Source organism: Shewanella piezotolerans WP3, from assembly GCF_000014885.1.
In the GTDB taxonomy this organism is placed as follows: domain Bacteria; phylum Pseudomonadota; class Gammaproteobacteria; order Enterobacterales; family Shewanellaceae; genus Shewanella; species Shewanella piezotolerans.
The window spans coordinates 1,021,669-1,041,528 of record NC_011566.1; the positions used below are offsets into that span (position 1 = coordinate 1,021,669).

Below are 19,860 nucleotides of genomic sequence, written 5' to 3' on the forward strand. Positions count from 1 at the left end.
TTTACTTAAGTGAGTAACTAAATTTAGTATCCATCATAGACAGTTTACCGCCTTTTGGTTGTAAGCCTGTTGCGGGTATGTATCCATCTCGGTTGAATTTACCTTGTATGTATCAAATGTATCAAATGTATCACTTTTATGTTGACAACTAGTACACCTGCTAGTAATTATATTCCGCAAAATGAAGAGCTCTGACGCGTGCTTTAATGCAATGTTTTGTTGGTGTTAAATTTTGACTTTGTTTGTGTAGTTGGTTATTTCATCCACAGGATTGGAGTAGCTTCAATAATTCAAGGATTGAACTTTTGAGTAATACGGTAATGGATTCCGGTCTTCATTCACTTGTCGCGATCGCGCGATTTCATCAGTTGCCAGCAGAGCCTGAGCAATTATCCCATGAGTTCGGTGTACCGGGCACATCATTTACTGATACTGAGATTTTGCTAGCAGCGAAAGCGCTGACTTTAAAAGCTAAGCAGCTGACTTTATCTATCTCTGAATTAAAAAATGGAGTTTTGCCTGCGATTGCCAAAGATAAGCAGGGCGGTTACTTTGTCATCGCTAGGCTATCGACAGATAATCTTTCTGAGTCTGCTGATAAAGTTGATGAGCAATTGGAGGCTAACCAAGCTAAGACGAAACAAGATAGCATCCTAATCCATGACCTTGCTCAGGGGGCACCTCAATCGATATCAGTTGATGAGTTACAGCAGCGTTGGTCGGGTGAACTTATTGCATTGGTTAGGCGGCAAGGATTTGGTCAGAGTCTGCAGCAAAATTTTGATATTTCATGGTTTATTCCCTCCTTAGTTAAATACCGAAAACTGTTTAGTGAAGTCTTAATCGCTTCATTCTTTTTGCAACTTTTTGCCTTAGTCATCCCACTTTTCTTTCAAGTTGTGATGGATAAAGTTTTAGTACATCGCGGGTTTACCACTTTAGATGTGTTAGCTGTTGGTTTTTTTGTAGTAGTGGTATTCGAAGCCATATTAGGTGGTATTCGAAATTACACTTTTAGCCATACGACAAACAGGGTCGATGTAGAGCTGGGATCGCGCCTTTTTCAGCATTTGCTAAATTTACCTCTCTCCTATTTTGAATCGAGGCAAGTAGGCCAAAACGTTGCTAGAGTCAGAGAGTTAGATACCATCCGTAATTTCATCACGGGTACAGCTCTGACGTTAGTGATAGATCTTCTGTTTGTTTTCGTTTTTTTGGCTGTGATGTGGTACTACAGCCCTACATTGACTTGGATCGTAATGGGTAGCATTCCATTTTATGTACTCCTATCCGTGTTTATTACTCCTATCTTGCGTCGCCGTCTTGATGAAAAGTTCAAACATGGTGCGGCCAACACTGCTTTTTTAACTGAGTCAATCACAGGCATTGGTACGGTTAAATCCATGGCTGTTGAACCTCAAATGCGACGTAAATTAGAAGACCATCTTTCAAGTTACGTTCACGCCTCTTTTCGCAGTCAAAACCTAGGCAATGTCGCGGGTCAAATAGCAGGGCTTATTAATAAACTAGTTACGCTTGGGATCATCTGGGTGGGAGCACACTTAGTCATCGATGGGCATATAAGTGTTGGGCAGTTAGTCGCGTTTAATATGCTCGCAGGCCGAGTCAGTGGACCTATCTTAAAGCTGGTTCAACTTTGGCAAGACTTTCAACAGGCAGGGATCTCTATCGAACGTCTGGGAGATATTTTAAATACACCGAAGGAACCAGGTTTCAATCCAAATCGATCGCGCCTTCCTTCTTTGCAAGGTGCGATTAGCTTAGAGCATGTTCGTTTTCGATATAGACCCGATGGCCCAGTAATTCTTAACGAGATTAATTTGCAAACACGCCCTGGCGAGGTGATTGGTATCGTCGGCCGCTCCGGATCTGGGAAAAGCACCATAACCAAATTGGTTCAGAGGCTCTATATCCCAGAGTCTGGGCGAGTGTTAGTCGATGGGGTTGATCTATCTATGATTGATACGGCTTGGCTTCGTAAACAGATTGGGGTGGTGCTACAAGAAAACTTCTTGTTTAACCGTACGATCCGAGAAAATATTGCCCTAACCGACCCCTCTATTTCGATGGAACGTGTGGTTGCTGCCGCAAAGATGGCGGGAGCACATGAGTTTATTGTTGAGCTACCGGAAGGGTATGACAATATCGTGGGAGAGCAAGGTAGTAACCTATCTGGTGGACAGAGACAAAGATTGGCTATCGCGCGTGCGCTTATTGGTAATCCCCGTATTTTGATTTTTGATGAGGCGACCAGTGCGCTTGATTATGAGTCAGAGCGTTTAGTACAAGACAATATGGCTCGGATCTGTAAAGGCCGTACTGTTTTTATAATCGCCCATCGCTTAACTACAGTGCGGCAGTGTAACCGTATTATTGTGATGGATAAGGGCCGCATCGTAGAGCAAGGGAATCATGACAGCTTGATTGCTCACAATGGATACTATGCCAAGCTGCACAGCTATCAAAGTCACACACCTAACTTACACCCAGTAGAACCTAATCAACCTAATTACTCCCAAACCAAGCAAGCCAGAGCTAGCTCTCAAAATAACAGGGTCAATAGATCGACTCCTTCAGCGGCTCAGCACCAAACTGGAGAGAAGATATGAGTGCTTGGGGAATACTAAAAGATGCATGGCAAAATCGTGACAAGTTGGGCGATGTCAATAATAGTCGAGACTTAGCCGCGTTTTTGCCGGCTGCACTTGAAATTCAAGAACCCCCCCCAAACCCACTTGCACGTAAGCTTGGCTGGAGCCTGCTTGTTCTATTAGTTATTGCAATAGTATGGGCCTGCTTGGGAGAGGTCAATATCGTTGCCTCAGCTGAAGGTAAAATAATTCCAAGCTCAAAAGTGAAGCAAATTCAGCCTTTAGAAAAGGCCGTAGTGAAAAACATTTTGGTGCGTGAAGGCCAGTATGTGCACCAAGGTGAGCCACTAATTGAGTTAGATAGCACTTTAACAACCGCCGATGAGAAGCGTCTAAGTGGTGAGTTGCACAGTGCTCGTTTGAGCCTGGCAGGCAGTCAAGCACTGTTAGTCATGCTAGCACAAGATGTCAATGATACTAACATCGCCTTAGTTTCATTGGATTTCCCCCATGTGCCTAATGCGACTCAAGTTGAACTCGCTCTACATAAACGCCTGTTGTGGCAGCAGTGGCTTCAATATCGCGCTCAATGGCAGATGCTGCAAAGTAACCTGTTGCAAACACAAGCTGAGCAAGCAGCCAGTGACGAGGTGATCGGTAAGCTCGAACAAATATTACCCATTATCACGAAGCGCACCAGCACGATGAAGGGCTTACATAAACAAAATTATGCCTCTGAAAACGACTATTTAGCACTCGAGCAGGAGCGTATTCAATATACTCACGACTTAGCTGCTGAGCACCAAAGGCTTAAGCAACTGCAAGCGTCAGAATCGGAAGTTAGACAGCAATTTAACACCTTAAAGGCACAAACCTCTGTCACTGAACTGACTAAAATACCGCAAATTCAACAACAAATCGCCTCGCTGCAAGAGGAGTTAGCTAAAGCCGTCGATCGTAATAAAAAACAGGTTTTATATGCGCCAGTGTCTGGCCAAGTACAGGAACTTTCAATTGGCACTGTTGGTGGTGTGGTGACCGAGGCGCAGCAGCTAATGTTAATCGTGCCAGATGAAGTACTGCTCGATGTTGAAGTATTTTTAGATAATAAAGATATTGGTTTTGTTAGAGAAAAAATGTTAGCAGAGATAAAAATTCATACTTTCCCCTTTACTAAATACGGCATCATCGATGGCGAGGTTATTTCGGTATCTAACGATGCCACCGTCGATGAGCAGCGCGGCTTAATCTACGGTATGCGCCTCAAGATGAAACAGAGCACTATCATGGTTGAGGGTAAAGAGATAAAGCTGATGCCTGGCATGGCGGTGACCGCAGAAGTGCAAACGGGTAAGCGACATATTATCGAGTTTTTTATGGCGCCGTTATTACGGTATAGGCAAGAGAGTATTAGAGAAAGATAAAGGGTTTTTATATGATTGTTATCAGAAGTAATCTAGTCCTGTTAATGTTTGTATTTTTTTCCATACCAATGAATTCATATGGCATGGATTGTAGTAAAAGTTTTTATATGGAAAGTTACAATGTTAATAGAATAAATGAAGCTATAGGTAGCCATCCAGATAAAAAAATTATAGAGAAAATTGATAAGTCTAAAGGTGTGTTGTTGTATCTTAAAGGTTTGATGTTAAATTATGGTGTTTACTATGGCCGGAATTATAATGAAGCATTAAAAATATTTGATACATTATCAATGCGTGACAGTTTATCTTCTTTTCAAGCTGGACTTATATTATTTCTTTGTGAGAATGATATATCTATAAATGATCGGAATCATGATGTTTATTACTACTTTGATTTGGCATATAAGAATGGAGAACCAAGGGCTGGGTATTTTAAGTATCTGCTTGAATATTATTCTGAGAAGATAAGTTTGAATAAATATGTGCAGAGCCTAGTTGAAGTTAATAATTTGGAAAGATCATCGCTTGTTGATTTTGAATTGGCTTACCAAGCTTACTTGAGCGATAGTGAATATAGGTACTTATTGGAGGGGACGAAACTGTTTTCTACCTGTGATTTCTATAATGTTATAACTGAACCTTCTATATATGATGATGCTGAATTGAATAGTAGGCTGTATTTTATTAAAGAAATTAATTCCGGATATTACAATGGTTGTATTAATTAAAAAGGAGTTTTCATGAATAATGTTTTATCATGGTTGTATAATGGATGGGGGAATTATGAAACAGGGAAAGGTGCTGGAGACTTAATAGATAGTAGAAATGAATTGATCGAGGCTTGTAAAGAAGGATATTCAAATCCAACTGCTGGGAATGCGCAGAAGATAAGAGATGCTGCCGATGAGTATCGAAGAAATGCTGCTAAATCTGGAACAGGGCTATTAGTTAGTGATCCAATTCTTGGCAAAGCTCTGGGTCAGTTAATTGATAATGAAAATCTAAGGGATTATTATCATGGAAATGAACGTGATAATAAAAGGTGGAGTGAAATAGCCCAAGCATTAGGCCATGAGGACTGGGAAAAAGATGGTATAAGAGAACAGTGTACCCTAGAGGGGATTACTCAGCTAGTAAATGAAATCGGCAATATACCTCCAGGTTCAAGTCGTGTTATTGATCCTTTGATGATTGATCTAGATGGAGACGGGCTTGAGCTTACCTCAAGTATATATTTTGATAATGACAATGATGGAATTCTTAATCGTACTAGTTGGGTAGGTTCTGATGATGGTGTCTTAGTTTTTGATATAAATAGTAATGGTTTGATTGAAAATGGTAGTGAAATTTTTGGAGATGACTTTGTTAAAAGTAACGGCGAGAAGGCTATTGATGGTTTTGATGCGTTAAGAGATTTAGATTCCAATAATGATGGCCAGTTCGATAGTAATGATAGTAACTTTGCAGATGTTAATATCTGGCGTGATTTGGATCAAGATGGAGTTGCGGATGACGGTGAACTTTTTACACTTGAAAGTCTGGGTATACAAAGCATAGGGTTAGAGGAAGTCCGCACTAATACGCCATTAAATGATAGCGTGGAGGTTAGTCGTTCAACGGTCAATTTGATTAATGGAAGTACTCTGAATATTCATGATGTAAACTTAGCATCAAGTACATTGCATACGGCATATGATCATACGGGAATTGAGTTAGATGACTCGATTAGAAGTATGGCAAATATCATAGGTATGGGACGAGTAGACAGTTTGCAGTATTCAATGAAGCAAAATATTGAACTGAAAAACTTAGTAGTGCAGTTCTCTTCTTTAGATTCAATGGATGGTCAGTTAGGGTTAATTCAGGCTATTACTGAACAGTGGGCGAAAACTCATAACTCTGCTGCATTAGATCGTATAGTCGAATGGAATGTTGGTAGGTTTGTTAGCTCCGTTAGTACAGATCCGGAAACAGGTCGCCGTGTCGAAACCACTTCGGTAGCGTTTATGCCAGAAGTGTTATCTGAGGAGTTGAGTTATAAAATAAATATATTATCAGCTTTTTATGGTGATGATAGATTTAAAAATGTAAACGTAATGGGAGATCGCTTAGGTGGAGCATTACAAGCTATTGATGCCGCAATTGATTCTTTGCAAAATAATTTCTATGAACTATTAGTGTCGCAGACTCGCTTAAATAAGTATTTAGATTTAATTGATGTTGATTTTGGTAGCGAGAATATTTTTAATTATGAAGCATTAAATGAGTATGTTAAACGACAAGTGCAAACAGGGGAAGATAAACTAACGGTATTAGAGGATATATTATTCATTATAGAAAGGGATCCTGTCTTACTTGCTGATTCAGAACTATACCTTCAATTGAATGATTTAATTGACCTCTTGCCAATTGAAGAGACTAAAGAACTTCTAGATGAACACAACGTTAGTGTAGATGATTTTGGTTATATATTTAAGAGTTACTTGGGTGTTGAAATTGTTTCTGTTAAAGATGGTTACACTGATGCACTAGTAATTAATCGAGATGCCCCAGTTATTTTATTAGCAGGAGATTCGGTGACCAATGTTACCATAAATGCGCCAGAAGTAATAGTTACAGCTGGAAGCGGAGATGATCATGTTACCACTGGAAGTGGTGAGGATTTAATTGAGGCTGGTAACGGTAACGATACTATAAACTCTGGATCTGGTAACGACACTATATATGGTGGTGCAGGTAATGACACGATAAATACTGGTGCTGGCGATGATATAGCATACGGTGCAGCAGGTGAAGACGTTATAAATTCAGGTGCTGGTAATGACACCATTTATGGTGGTGCGGGTAATGACACGATAAATACTGGTGCTGGCGATGATAAAGCGTACGGTGGTGCGGGTGACGACATGTTAACCAATACTGGAGCGGGTGATACGGCGCTGTACGGGGAGGAGGGGCATGACACCTTAACCGGGTACTACCGTGCGAATAACACGCTAGATGGTGGTGAGGGTAATGACACACTCACCATGAATTCGATATCTTCGAGCTATCGAGATTCCAGTAACAGTCTGCGTGGTGGTCGAGGTGATGACAGTTTTACCATGGGATATGGCAGTGACACCTACCATTATGATTTAGGCGATGGTCATGATGTCATTCGAGACAAGGGATATGACTCGAGTCAGGATGAGACGAAACATCGTCGAGACACGTTAGTATTGGGTGCCGGTATTACGCGTGAGATGGTGAGCTTCACTCATGACAGTGCGGGTAACATTATTATCACGATAACAGATCCGGATAATGCGGCCAATAATGGCAGTATTATGGTGATGGGTGCATACACGAGCAGCACGTATCGAATTGAAGGTATCGAGTTTTCGGGTGATGAAAGTGGCGCCAGTAACTTGGATGAAGCGGCAATATTGGCCGCAGCAGAAGGGATGTTTGGTACTGATGGTGATGACGCACTGACGGGCACGTCGATGAGTGAGACGCTTTATGGTGGTGAGGGTAATGACGTTATTCATACTGGGTCGGGTGAGGATATTGCCTATGGCGGTGCAGATAATGACACGTTAACCAATACTGGAGCGGGTGATACGGCGCTGTACGGGGAGGAGGGGCATGACACCTTAACCGGGTACTACCGTGCGAATAACACGCTAGATGGTGGTGAGGGTAATGACACACTCACCATGAATTCGATATCTTCGAGCTATCGAGATTCCAGTAACAGTCTGCGTGGTGGTCGAGGTGATGACAGTTTTACCATGGGATATGGCAGTGACACCTACCATTATGATTTAGGCGATGGTCATGATGTCATTCGAGACAAGGGATATGACTCGAGTCAGGATGAGACGAAACATCGTCGAGACACGTTAGTATTGGGTGCCGGTATTACGCGTGAGATGGTGAGCTTCACTCATGACAGTGCGGGTAACATTATTATCACGATAACAGATCCGGATAATGCGGCCAATAATGGCAGTATTATGGTGATGGGTGCATACACGAGCAGCACGTATCGAATTGAAGGTATCGAGTTTTCGGGTGATGAAAGTGGTGCCAGTAACTTGGATGAAGCGGCAATATTGGCGGCATTAGAAGAAATGCATGGCACTGAAGGTAGTGATGTAATTCAGGGAACTTCTACTGCGGATATCATTTACGGAGAGAATGGGGGAGACACGCTTTACGGCCGAAAGGGGGCTGATAAGCTTTTTGGTGGCTCAGGTGACGATAAGTTAGTAGGTGGTGGTGGTAAAGACCTACTAATTGGTGGTAGTGGTGATGACCAATTAATTGGTGGTGGTGGTGGTGACACTCTGAACGGAGGTGAAGGGAGCGATAACTTAAAAGGTTCTGCAGGTAATGATACTTATTTGTTTTCTTCTGATTTCGGTAACGATGTTATAAATAATTATGACTCAAACTCTTCCAGTATTGATACAGCTATATTTAACGATGTTTCAATCGAAGAGCTGTGGTTTAGTCGTGATGGTAATGATCTACAGATCAACGTCATTGGAACTGATAATCAAGTAGAAATATCTGATTGGTACAGTGGTGTTAATTATCAATTGGATAAAGTTCAAGTCGGTGATTCAGTATTATTAAATACTCAACTCGAACAACTTGTTTCAGCCATGGCAAGCTTTGATGTACCAGTTGGTACTGGAAGCATTGTTACCGAAGAAGCTCAAGATGCGTTAAGGCCAATATTAGTAGAAAGTTGGAACACCCTCTAGAGTTAGGCTTGTTATGTAACTAAAAGGTTTTAAATAAGGCATTGCACGTAGATAGTGTAGTGCCTTTCTGTTTTAAAAAATTTAGTAATTCAATTACATTTAGAAGGAATCGGAAATCTGCAATCGCTTAGATTTGTCAGCTTATGGTTATATTTTATGTCAGGATATGCTTATATTTTTAAGCTAAGTGTTTGAAAGAAAAATAAGGCTTATGTCAGCTTTTGCTTGCAGCGACAATTAGAACGCAGTATGAATTAACCTGCCGAATAGGCAGTAAAACCTCTTCTTGATGTTATGAGAAGAGGTTTTTTATTTGAAAAGTTAGAAGGATGATATGACGAATCTAATGTTGTATGTTTTTAGTTCTAGCCCACTTTTCCCTCCGGATTTAAGCTATCAATAACCTTTTAATAGAATGGTGATTCTTATGACGACAAAAGATCTTAGTGCATGTGACCTTCTTCGAAAAGCTTGTGATATTTATAAAGGCGACCGTAGTCTAGTTGAATCGCTATTTAACAGTGACGTTCCGGCATTCGGTAACAAAAGCCCAACGATTTACTCGGATCTCCGGAAGGGCGTCAACAGGTCAACGAACTGCTTAATAAAATGGAGTGCGGAGAGTTTTCTTGAATATCAAAGTGCCATCTTGGCACACTTTTCCCCATTACGAGTTAACGAGAGAGATTAGTTCATAAGATAACTGACAATATAGCCTTATTTTTATTAATCTACTGGTCACTACAAGGCGAGTAAAGTTTCAGCGGCGGTGGTTTCAATTGTGACCTGACGAATAGGCAGCCATCAACTGCTGTACACATTGCGAGACAGGCTTGGTAGTGCAACGACCATGGTTGACCATCAGGGTAATATCATCAGCCAGCGTTACTTCGACCCGTTTGGTCGCACAGCTTCGGCAAGTGTCGCGGGCAGCTTAGGGGATTTAGTTGATACCAACCGTAATCGTCGTGGCTTTACTGACCATGAGCATTTGAATGAACAGCAGTTAATTCATATGAACGGTCGGGTGTACGATTACAGCATGGGTCGCTTTATGTCGGTTGACCCATTTATTCAATCGCCTACATCGACGCAGAGTGTTAATCCGTATTCGTATATCATGAATAACCCGCTGGCGGGGACAGATCCGACGGGGTATGCGAGTTGTTATGAAAAAGGCTTTTTATGTACTAAGGATAATGTAGATAAAGGTGAGAATGTTAACTGGGCTAAAGCTTGTATACCAGGTAGTTGTGAGTCTAGGTCTAACAACAGTAATGGTTCTACACAGGAGCAATCATCTAAAAATAAAGAGACTCAAAACAGTGATATTGGTGGGCTGGGGGGGGATTGCTCAGCAGGGAAATGAAGATAGTACAATGAGTACTCGGAAGGGAAAACTAAACTCTGTAGAGCATATGTATGACGATCGGCCTAAATCTTTTACTAAAGAAAAAGTGAAAGATATCAGAATGGCCGTTGATAACGCTTGGGGTGATAATGATTTAAGTCGCGGCTTTGCTACTGAAGAGTTAGCAGCTCAAGCATTTTCTGATGCAATAAACCCCATATCAATTGATAATAGCGTTGAAATTGGTGCCAATATTGGGTATGAAGCCTTATCTGATTCGTATTACTTATCTAATCCTGTAACATCATATTTACCTGATGCTATTAGGTATACTGAATATGCATTGGAACCAGCACTTGGTGCAAGAACGGCTTATGTTCATACTCATGGCTCAGTCAGTAAGGGGGCTGAATCGTTTTCTGGGCATAATTACAAAGGTGGTGATATAGGTTTTTCAAAATTAAACAAAATAAATGCCTATATGGCTTCACCTTCTAGACGATTATATAAATTTAACTTTAGTGCTTTTACAAGAGCTCAAAGTTCTGATTCACGAGATTTTGTTTCAGAGGTAGGAAAATAAATATGGAAGTAAGACAAATTTTGGTTTTAATTTTTTCGGTTATCTTGCTTTTCTCAATAGAGGTAGAGGCTAATAGTGTGACTTTAAATGCGAATGAGCGATGTGGGCAAAATTACTGCATAGTATCTGTAGCTCATTTAATGACTAATGCTGATAAATATGAAAAGAGGAAAGTTGCCCTAGTTGGTATTGTTGATGTTAGCAATCCTCAATCTGTTATGGTTTATTTAGATGAAGGGTCTTTTAAACATAAGGTTTACGAGAATGCTGTTGCTGTTAGTGCTCCTTTAATTGCAACTATGTCAAAAGAAAAGAAAGGTCTAATTCAAGGAAACTATGTTTACATTTATGGTAAGTATTACTCTAATATTGGCAGCGATAAAGGGTTTATCAATGGCACTATCGATAAAGTGGAATCAATCACTTTATACGGTGAAAATTAATGGAATTAACGCTGCGTTGAACATGCAGGTGTACCATTACCACTAACTCATTGAAGAAATAATACATAGACAGGCATAGTTAATGGCATCAGATAAAGGGGGCAGAGCCTGACGAATCCCCACAAAAAGATATGAATAAATAATGAGATAGATAAAAAAGAGAGGAACATTCATGGCATTTGGTGATCAAAATTATCGCCAAACAAAAATTACCACGAGTAAATGCCATGAATGCAAAGCAAGTTTTATCAAAATGTCTCTCTCTTGTCACCCCATCAATGCACAAAACTCGTCGACAGAGTTTGTTTTCAGCAATCGAAAGTTCAATGAATGGTGGCTCCCTGTCAATCACAGGCCTTGGTCGCGACATTGATAGTAATACCTTGGAAAAACATAAGATTAAACGTGTTGATAGGCTTTGTAGTAACGTCAACTTACATCGTCATGATAATACATAGACAGCCATAGTTAATCGGGAAATAAACCCCAATTTTAGCGTAGCTAGACCATCAGGTAATAATAGAAGCTATAACGAAGTTAGACAGTTAGAAATACAGTTAGGAAATATTCGAGGAGCACTTCCTGTCCCATACTGGCCTTCAAACGGAGGATTTCAAAGGGTTAATATAATGACATTACGACCAGGAACAATTATTGACAGGTATGGCCCTGAAACTGGTACTTATGTAGCCCCAGCGGGAGTCCCGTTTACACAACGGTCATTACCACCAGAGCATATTAATCTCCCTTTAACTCAATATAGAGTAGTGAGACCTATACCTGTATATTATGGGCCTGCCACTCCACATTTTGGGCAATTTGGAGGAGGGATTCAATATCAACTACCTAATAATGTTCGAAGTTTAAGGCAGGGCACTAAACCATATTTGGAGTTAGTAAAATGAAGGTTAAAGAGTTAAAGCTAAGGCTGCAAAAAGAAAAGTTTAACCCTCATTGTTACAATGTCGATGGTGGTAAACCATTAGACGGGTATGGGCTAGTGTTCAGATCCGGGTTATGGGTATACTTTACCTTTGAAAGAGGGATTGAAAGTAATCAGAAAATGTTTCTAGATGAGAGTGATGCATGTGAGTATTTTTATAATGCAATTAATGAGGATCCAACTGTAAAGCCTTAGAATAATAGGCTGGTTTATCTGAACAGGCATGACAAATCAAATTTAGATAGCTAATGATTTCCCCCTCTTAATCAGCCCTATTTATTTGGGGCTTTTTGTTGTCTGTAGGTTGTCAATTTGACCTGCACGGTGAGCCGTACTAGCCAGTAGAAGTGATCAGTTGTGATCAGCAGCCTGTGCAATTAACACCAGTGCCACTATCTGTGATTAAATTTATAACCTGTTTCCTCAGCGTGCAGTGCACATTTCGGTGCATTTTATCTTGGCATCTCTAGCAGAACTGCTATTTCCTCGCCGCATTTTTGTTGTGAGTTGGGTGTTTGAAGGCTTAGGCTATATTCTATTAATTCCCTCACGTAGATTTTTAGCTGTTCACTGATGGCGGAATGTGTGGTCAATACCGAGTAGATTCGTGGTCAAGGATAAAAGATTGTGTGGTCAGAGTGGGTGAGATTCTACAAACTGAAACGTGCAGGTGAAAAAGCTGGGAAGTCCATAGCAGCTGAAAGATTATTACAAAATATTTGGTTCGTTAGTCTCTCACATTACTAATTTGTCAGCTTATGGTTATATTTTATGTCAGAATATGGTTATATTTTTAGCTAAGCTATTGAAAGATGGAGGCGAGCTGTGTCAGGTTATGCTTGCAGCGACACTATTGCAGAAGCGAGTTACTGCGTTACATCCTCGCTCACAACTTGCCTACCTAAAGGTATGTCTTCGTTGTTCGCTGCGGGGCGCCTTGTACTTCGTTTCTTCATAACGCCATTTGTTTTATCCGCTTACATCTGTAGCGTTATTGTCTGCGCTTTCTCATGTCATCAAGCGAGCCTTCAGAGGTTGCCATAAAGAGCCGTATGCGGTGTCGCTTATGCTGACTAAATAATTAGCACCTCGAGATAACACGATTATGCTGACCTAGAACCTAGAACCTAGAACCTAGAACCTAGAACCTAGAACCTAGAACCTAGAATAAAGCGAAAAAGGATTTTATGAATATTTTGTGTAAATCAATTGTGGCGTTGAGCCTATTTATCTCTGTAGCATCTTACGCTGCTGAGCCTGCTAAACGCATCATCGCTTTATCTCCCCATGCGGTGGAGATGCTGTATGCCATTGGCGCTGGCGAGTCGATTGTGGCGACTACTGACCACGCCGACTATCCAGAAGCTGCGCTTAAAATTCCTCGTATTGGTGGCTATCACGGGATTCAAATTGAACGAGTGCTTGAGCTTAATCCTGATTTAGTCGTGGTATGGGGTGGGGGCAATAAAGCGGAAGATATTCAGCGCATTAAAGACTTGGGCTTTGAAGTTTTTGATAGCACGCCAAAGACACTGCTAGCGGTTGCTGATGAACTTGAAGCGCTTGGTGAACTCACTGGCAATCAAGCACAAGCAGCTACTGCAGCTGAGGCTTATCGACATGAGTTAGCTCGTTTACAGCAAGTCAACTTGGCCAAGCCTGAGGTGAAGGTCTTCTATCAGCTGTGGTCTACTCCTTTGATGACGGTTGCTCAGGGCAGTTGGATCCAGCAGATAATAGCAGTTTGTCACGGTAATAATGTATTTGCTGACTCTGCCAATGAATATCCCCAGGTCAGTCTAGAAACGGTATTACTTAAGCTGCCAGAAGTGATCTTACAAAGCCAAGATGAAGGCAATATTCAGGGGATTGACTGGGGGCAGTGGCCTGAGATCCCTGCGGTTAAGCAGCAACACATCTATCAGCTTAATGCAGACTTATTACATCGTGCATCTCCTAGAGCTTTGCTTGGTGTTGAAGCCTTATGCGAGGCGTTAGATAAAGCTCGTTAGTATGTCGCAGGGAGTTGGATCGCTAGCACCAAGAATGACCAGGTGCTAGCTGTATGTTCAAGCGGCCTGTAAGTTTGCTTTTGTTGATGTGCTCTCTCGCCTATTTGCAATTACGATAAACAATAACCCAATAATAGGTACTATGATTGCTGCAAATGGGATCATACCGCCGCCCATTTTACTATCGAGTACCATCCCGCCAAGAAATCCTCCAAAAGCATTTGCTAAATTAAATGCCGAGATATTTGCTGTTGCAGCAAGCTCTTGTCCTTCTCCGCCATGATTCATTACTCGTAATTGCATTGCTGGTACGTTAGCAAATGAAGCCACGCCGAATATGAACGCTGCGGCAATAAATAGCATTTTGTTGTCGATTGCGAAACCAACGAGCAGCAGTGAAACTATCATTGCTACAGCCCAGAACAGAGACGCTTTTTGTAGGTTTATGTCGGAGAAGCGACCACCTAAAGTGTTACCGATAATAAGGCCTATGCCTACAGTCACTAGAATCCAAGTGACGGCATCAGCAGTAAAGCCAGTGATGTGCATCGCTATTGGTGCTAAGTATCCGTATAAGGTCATAAAGCCTGACCAAGCAAATACAGTGATGGCTAAACTGATTAATAACATTGGGTTTTTAAACGCCATTAGCTGTGCTTTTACATCCTTGGCTTCACCATGCCCGGATGATTTAATCACGGTGATGATGAAGAACATTGCTATTAACCCTAATGCTGCCACAGTGATGAATGTTGTGTGCCAACCAAAGTTTAACCCTATCCAAGTGCCTCCCGGAACGCCTAATACATTCGCCAGTGTTAATCCTGCAAACATCTGTCCTACCGCTCTACCGGCCATTTTTTCAGTAACTAAATTTGTGGCAACAACGGCACCTATACCATAGAACGGACCTTGCACGAGTCCGGTTATGACTCGGCTGATCATTAAAATTGTATAGTTAGGCGCGATAGCGGACATGAGGTTTCCCAGAATAAACAGCAGCATTAAAGCTGAAAGAACTGCTTTCTTATTAAATCTAGCAAGGTAGATAGTGAGCACTGGGCCACCAAATACAATGGCTAAGGCATAAGCGCTAATCAGGTAACCAGCTTGCCCTTCGGTTATCGATAGTGAAGTCGCAACCTGCGGCAGAATCCCAGCAATGATGAACTCTGCTGTACCAATGGCAAATGCTGCAAGGGTTAATATCCAAACTTGCAACGGCATTTTTTCTTTAATCATAATTATCTCTCAACGTTCTAATTGGTTTAAGTCGTTCGCTTTGTGCTGCACTTTGGCTGGCATTAACTAATCAGAGCACCACCATCAACATCTACAATGGAACCAGTCATAAAGCTGTTATTGATCACAAGCGTGTAGGCCGCAGCGATATCATCTGTGGTGGCGACTTTTCCGACGGGCAAGCTATTTTGAGCTTGTTCAAATAAAGCGGTTTGTGCTGCTTCAGTTAGTCTTTGGTAAGCTGCTGTTCGCGTTAAACCAGGGCTGATGGCATTGACTCGAGTCGGAGCCAGTTCTCGTGTAAGCACTTTAGTCACAGCTTCAAGTGCTGCATTGATGGCACTTTTAACATAAGTATTTGGGGTCACTTTGCGTGACAGTATGCCAGTTGTCAGTGTGATTGAGCCGCCCGGTTTCATATATCGGGCAGCATGCTTAGCAGCATGAATAGAGCCCCAAAATTTAACGTCTAGTGCGGCCTTTGCATCGCTAACGCGAACGTCAACGATTTTGCCTGCTGGCGCATGGGAGCCGGCAGTAATGATTAAATGATCTAGCGCTCCAATGGTTTCAAAATATTGCGCTACTGCCTGTTCATCAGTTATATCAAGCCCTGTTTGACGGCTTGCAGTATGCACTATGGTATCGTCGTTACTCAGTTGCGCTACGAGTTTGGCTCCAATACCTGATGTGCCACCAATAACTACGTAAACTGTTTTTTCTGTTTTCATGATATTTGCTCTGTGTAATTAGGTTATGGGGCTAGTATATTTGTTTGTTTATATTTGATAATTGAGTGAAACATGAAATGATTATTCGGATTACCTGAATAATAGGGGGAGATGATGGATAAGTTTGCTGATATGACTTTGTTCGTGAGTATTGTAAAAAAATCAAGGCTTAGCGGCAGCTGGGCGAGAGTTAGGATTATCGCCTGCAACGGTAACCGCTCGTTTACAAGCGCTAGAAGAGCGTTATGCTGTTAAGTTGCTTCACCGCAGTACCCGTCTCTGTCCTTAACTGACTCTGGTGCTATGTATCATCAGGCATGCTTAGAGATTATCGCTAATGTTAATGAAACCGAGAGTGTGCTGCAGACTGGGGTTAAAGAGGTCAAAGGTACTTTAAAAATCGCAGCTCCCAACGATATAGGAAAGCAGTACATATTACCGATTTTATCGGCATTTACTGCTCATTACCCAGATGTTATTCCCTACCTTTATCTTAATGATAATGTATCTAATATTGCTGAGTCGGGAATCGATATTGTTATTCGCTACGGTGAACTCGTTGATAGCAATTTGATTGCTCGTCGTTTGGCACCGAGTAAGCGCGTCTTGTGTGCATCACCCAAATACCTAGAGAGAAAAGGCATCCCCCTTACACCGCATGATCTTGATAAGCATGACTGCTTGGCAATGCTACGTAGTCATGAAGAGTTAAAAACTTGGCATTTTCAGGATAGTGATTCGCGTAAATCGGTAACTGTAGTTCCAAAACGTTTTTCTGACGACGGCGAAGTTATTCGTTATTGGGCGTTAGAAGGTGCCGGCATAGCACTTAAATCTATGCTGGATGTACAAGAGGATATAAAGCAGCACCGATTAGTGACTGTGTTAAATGGATATATGAAAAACTTTAATAGCTCAACCTCTGTATCTAGTGCTGATTTGAATGTGGTGTACATGAGTCGAAAATATCAACCAAAGCGGATCCGTCTCTTTCTTGATTTTCTGATAGAGCAATTTGAGCTGCTTGAAGCAAAATAGCGCCATTAAGGCGCTATTTTTATGGCATAACACCCTGAAGCTAGAGCTTTAAAAATATCTCTCTTTCTTGCTGACATTTTGCAAGTTTTGCCTGCAGGGGGGCTAAGGCTTCCGCTTGGTTCTTTTTAGTGTGCTTACTAAAGCTTCTGCTCAGCAGTAGTACAAATATAAAGAAGACTGTAAACAAGGCCATTGGTAAAAGATTGGCTGCAATCCCTACATTGCTAATTGCCCCAAGCATGCTTCGCACTATGTTATGGGGAATGAATTGGGCGGAAAAGTTCACTATTTCATCAAAGTAAACGCTGCAACCAATTGCTAGAGCAAGCATCATTAGTACAAAGGTCTGGCTTTTCGCAGACACCCGACTCCATTGGCTGACAGACTCAGGTTGTATGAGGTTATCTTTACTGATGTTGTAGTAAAACTCATCATAATCTAGCTGCTCAGTTTTACCCTCAAGTCGGCTGCTTCCTAGTAAGATCCAATCGCCCACATCTGCAGTGGCCAGCAGTGATCTTGCGGCTTTGTAGGTTTGTACTTTGCCTTCGGGCGTTTCAACCGTAAGCTCACCATACAAATTAGAGTTTCTCTGCCTATGGCTCGATGTTTCTGTTCTGTACTCAGAGCGCACCGTTGAGCCATAGCGATCGTTATAGTCAGTACGGGTGGTACTCGTGTAAGTATTAGTCTTATCACTCACACTGGTTTCGACCTCTTTATCCGTCACTCGCACGATAGAGGATGAGGTGGCAATAGTGCATGGGTAATTTTTGGCAAAAATATGTTTATTCTCAAATGAATGGCTGTCATAACCCATGAACGAAGCACATACTTGTAGGATCTTATCGCGACGAGTCATACGTTTGTTGCTGGCCTGAGTGATAGGCGTAACGTTGCCTTTATTAGCTGCAAGGGCGTGAGATTGCGATGATGTTTGCTCATTGCCTGTTAAAGTATCAGCGTCAGTAATCAAGCTAGGCTGTGCGACCTCGGTAATATTTTGAGGCTGGCCACAGCAGTGACAATAGTGATAACTGCTGTTGATGAGATGTTCGCAATTGATGCAGTAAACATCGTCATTGTTAGCGTTACGGCCACGTTTGTCATAACCCATTTGGCTATCAGATACACCTAAAATACGTTTCATGGTGCGTTTTATTTCAAGTAATCTCGCACTTTCAGTTTCAAACTGGTTGGTTTTGCTATTAATTCTAAATACAGAGCCTATGACGGTAATTGCCGCCGTTATAAAACCAGCAATTTCAAGGGTGTAAAACTCAGCAAAGAATCCGGGCAGTGATATCAGTGCCGCGAAGAAAAGTGTACTAATAAAAGTCCCAAATTTTGAAAAGTCTTCCACTTCATAGGCAGGGGTAAGAATCGACTCTTGCCCTGAGTTGCGATGGAAAACAACCCCTGTGGCTGCTTCATTGTGAGTGACTATTTTGCGGTCATTTTTGTCTGCCAGTTGATAATTTAAGTAATAGCCAGTGGGTTCCAAAAAGGTGATGATATCGCCCTTAGAAACACTATCAAGCGAGCTATCTTCAGAGCTAACGCTAATGGTTTTTTCTTGGCCTTGTTCATTATTGAGGGTCAAAAACCAATAAGAGTAGTACAAGGTTTGGCTGTCTTTACCACCACTGCGATGGACACGCTTGTAGTGATGAGTTTTTTCTACCCAACCTGTATATATACTCGCCTCTGGGCAGTAGGTTTTCAATTCATCTAGTATGTCGGGGATGTATTGGGCTACAGGGGTGATAGTGAGCTGGTTGTCAATTTTGTCGCCGCAATCTGGGCAGAAGTTATCGTTGATAAAAAGCGGGCTAGTACAGTGCTGCATCAATAATCCTTTATATACTGTTTGTTCTATGAGGCTGTAGTTATAGATGGCCTCAAAAATGATATGCAAGAGTCTTAATTGCTCTCCTATCCATAATATCCATTATTGTTTTTGCTATATAAATGTCAATAAAATTAATGGCCTTTGTTGTTGGTTGGCTATTTTTGTTTCTGTGCTGTGACAGGAGTCGAATTCGTTATTATTGCCCCGTAATATGGTTGAGGTACCTGCTCAAAGGGTAAGACAAAGTTATTCACGCTGTTGGTAATTACCTGCTTCGTGTTTGACTTGGTATATGTGCTGTTTTATCGTTAAAAAAAACAAAACTATAATTAATTATCAAGGACTTTTGAATGACCACTCTACTTATCTGCTTAATGATTGCCATGCTACTTCCCTATATGGCGAAAGGGCCCGTTGCTGTAGCGATGGCAAAGCTTGGCGGTTACGACAACAGTCACCCGCGTGAGCAACAGTCGAAACTCACAGGGTTTGGAGCTCGAGCGGTTGCAGGTCATCAGAATGCGTTCGAATCACTGCTTATATTTGGTCTCGCCGTGTTGGTGGTTATTGCGGCTGGTAAGGTTAATATGGTTGCTGAAGTCGCCGCTATTGTGCATGTGATTGCGCGAATGGCCTATCAGGTACTTTATCTGAAAGATAAAGGAACATTACGGAGCTTATCTTGGTTTGTTGCCATCATTGCAAGCTTTACCGTGTTTTGCCAAGCGTTTTAACAGAGAGACTTTTAGCACTAAGATACTGAGACACTCGGTGCTTTAGGCCGAAGAATAGCTTTTGCCCTGGCCGACTCTTGGCTCAGTATTTTAGAGCTACTGTATTCCGGAAGTAGGTTTATACTTAGCGCTTATTCC

15 protein-coding genes and 2 pseudogenes are annotated in these 19,860 nt (G+C 41.7%); 14 read left to right on the plus strand and 3 right to left on the minus strand.

Annotation, left to right across the window (positions count from 1 at the left end; genetic code table 11):
- Positions 1 to 305 precede the first annotated feature (305 nt).
- The 11 genes and pseudogenes from SWP_RS04475 (at position 306) to SWP_RS04530 (ending at position 14,125) form a co-directional block, all read left to right on the plus strand.
- Positions 306 to 2,630: a type I secretion system permease/ATPase gene (locus SWP_RS04475; RefSeq protein WP_020911198.1), complete on the plus strand. Its 2,325-nt coding sequence runs from the start codon at positions 306 to 308 to the stop codon at positions 2,628 to 2,630.
- The gene (locus tag SWP_RS04480; RefSeq protein WP_020911199.1) at positions 2,627 to 4,036 is read left to right on the plus strand and encodes an HlyD family type I secretion periplasmic adaptor subunit; all 1,410 of its coding nucleotides are present in this window, start codon (positions 2,627 to 2,629) and stop codon (positions 4,034 to 4,036) included. The genes SWP_RS04475 and SWP_RS04480 overlap by 4 nt, the downstream gene beginning before the upstream one ends.
- 107 nt (positions 4,037 to 4,143) lie before the next feature.
- Entirely contained in the window at positions 4,144 to 4,764 is a 621-nt protein-coding gene (locus SWP_RS04485) for a hypothetical protein (RefSeq protein ID WP_143711167.1), read from the plus strand.
- Positions 4,765 to 4,776: 12 nt separating this feature from the next.
- Entirely contained in the window at positions 4,777 to 8,793 is a 4,017-nt protein-coding gene (locus tag SWP_RS24605; protein ID WP_020911202.1) for a calcium-binding protein, read from the plus strand.
- Positions 8,794 to 9,613: 820 nt separating this feature from the next.
- The gene (locus SWP_RS24705) at positions 9,614 to 10,162 is read left to right on the plus strand and encodes an RHS repeat domain-containing protein (protein ID WP_020911203.1); all 549 of its coding nucleotides are present in this window, start codon (positions 9,614 to 9,616) and stop codon (positions 10,160 to 10,162) included.
- A gap of 10 nt (positions 10,163 to 10,172) precedes the next feature.
- Positions 10,173 to 10,727 carry a hypothetical protein gene (locus SWP_RS04505; RefSeq protein ID WP_143711168.1) on the plus strand — a complete coding sequence of 185 codons (555 nt, stop codon included), beginning with the start codon at positions 10,173 to 10,175 and terminating at the stop codon, positions 10,725 to 10,727.
- Positions 10,728 to 10,729: 2 nt separating this feature from the next.
- Positions 10,730 to 11,170, plus strand: coding sequence for a hypothetical protein (locus SWP_RS04510; RefSeq protein WP_020911205.1), 441 nt, complete (start codon positions 10,730 to 10,732; stop codon positions 11,168 to 11,170).
- A gap of 227 nt (positions 11,171 to 11,397) precedes the next feature.
- Positions 11,398 to 11,613 (plus strand): annotated as a pseudogene (locus SWP_RS04515) (IS4 family transposase); the annotation flags it as partial.
- Between the two features lie 186 nt (positions 11,614 to 11,799).
- The gene (locus tag SWP_RS24815) at positions 11,800 to 12,075 is read left to right on the plus strand and encodes a TNT domain-containing protein (RefSeq protein WP_048908453.1); all 276 of its coding nucleotides are present in this window, start codon (positions 11,800 to 11,802) and stop codon (positions 12,073 to 12,075) included.
- Entirely contained in the window at positions 12,072 to 12,308 is a 237-nt protein-coding gene (locus SWP_RS04525; RefSeq protein ID WP_044555668.1) for a hypothetical protein, read from the plus strand. Before SWP_RS24815 ends, SWP_RS04525 begins: the two co-directional genes overlap by 4 nt.
- Before the next feature lie 992 nt (positions 12,309 to 13,300).
- Positions 13,301 to 14,125 (plus strand): cobalamin-binding protein, encoded by an 825-nt coding sequence (locus SWP_RS04530; protein ID WP_020911207.1) that lies wholly within the window; start codon positions 13,301 to 13,303, stop codon positions 14,123 to 14,125.
- 57 nt (positions 14,126 to 14,182) lie between these two features.
- Here the strand turns inward: SWP_RS04530 and SWP_RS04535 are convergent, their stop codons facing one another.
- Both SWP_RS04535 and SWP_RS04540 read right to left on the minus strand, forming a co-directional pair.
- Positions 14,183 to 15,367, minus strand: coding sequence for an MFS transporter (locus SWP_RS04535; RefSeq protein WP_020911208.1), 1,185 nt, complete (start codon positions 15,365 to 15,367; stop codon positions 14,183 to 14,185).
- Between the two features lie 62 nt (positions 15,368 to 15,429).
- Positions 15,430 to 16,098 carry an SDR family oxidoreductase gene (locus tag SWP_RS04540; RefSeq protein WP_020911209.1) on the minus strand — a complete coding sequence of 223 codons (669 nt, stop codon included), beginning with the start codon at positions 16,096 to 16,098 and terminating at the stop codon, positions 15,430 to 15,432.
- Between the two features lie 217 nt (positions 16,099 to 16,315).
- On the opposite strand from SWP_RS04540, the pseudogene SWP_RS24610 reads away from it, so the two are divergent.
- Together SWP_RS24610 and SWP_RS04545 are read left to right on the plus strand one after the other, a co-directional pair.
- Positions 16,316 to 16,387: pseudogene (locus SWP_RS24610) on the plus strand (hypothetical protein); the annotation flags it as partial.
- 14 nt (positions 16,388 to 16,401) lie between these two features.
- Entirely contained in the window at positions 16,402 to 17,136 is a 735-nt protein-coding gene (locus SWP_RS04545; RefSeq protein ID WP_020911210.1) for a substrate binding domain-containing protein, read from the plus strand.
- Positions 17,137 to 17,176: 40 nt separating this feature from the next.
- Here the strand turns inward: SWP_RS04545 and SWP_RS04550 are convergent, their stop codons facing one another.
- Positions 17,177 to 18,985, minus strand: coding sequence for a hypothetical protein (locus SWP_RS04550; protein ID WP_020911211.1), 1,809 nt, complete (start codon positions 18,983 to 18,985; stop codon positions 17,177 to 17,179).
- 353 nt (positions 18,986 to 19,338) lie between these two features.
- On the opposite strand from SWP_RS04550, the gene SWP_RS04555 reads away from it, so the two are divergent.
- Positions 19,339 to 19,722 (plus strand): MAPEG family protein, encoded by a 384-nt coding sequence (locus SWP_RS04555; protein ID WP_020911212.1) that lies wholly within the window; start codon positions 19,339 to 19,341, stop codon positions 19,720 to 19,722.
- Positions 19,723 to 19,860: the final 138 nt, after the last annotated feature.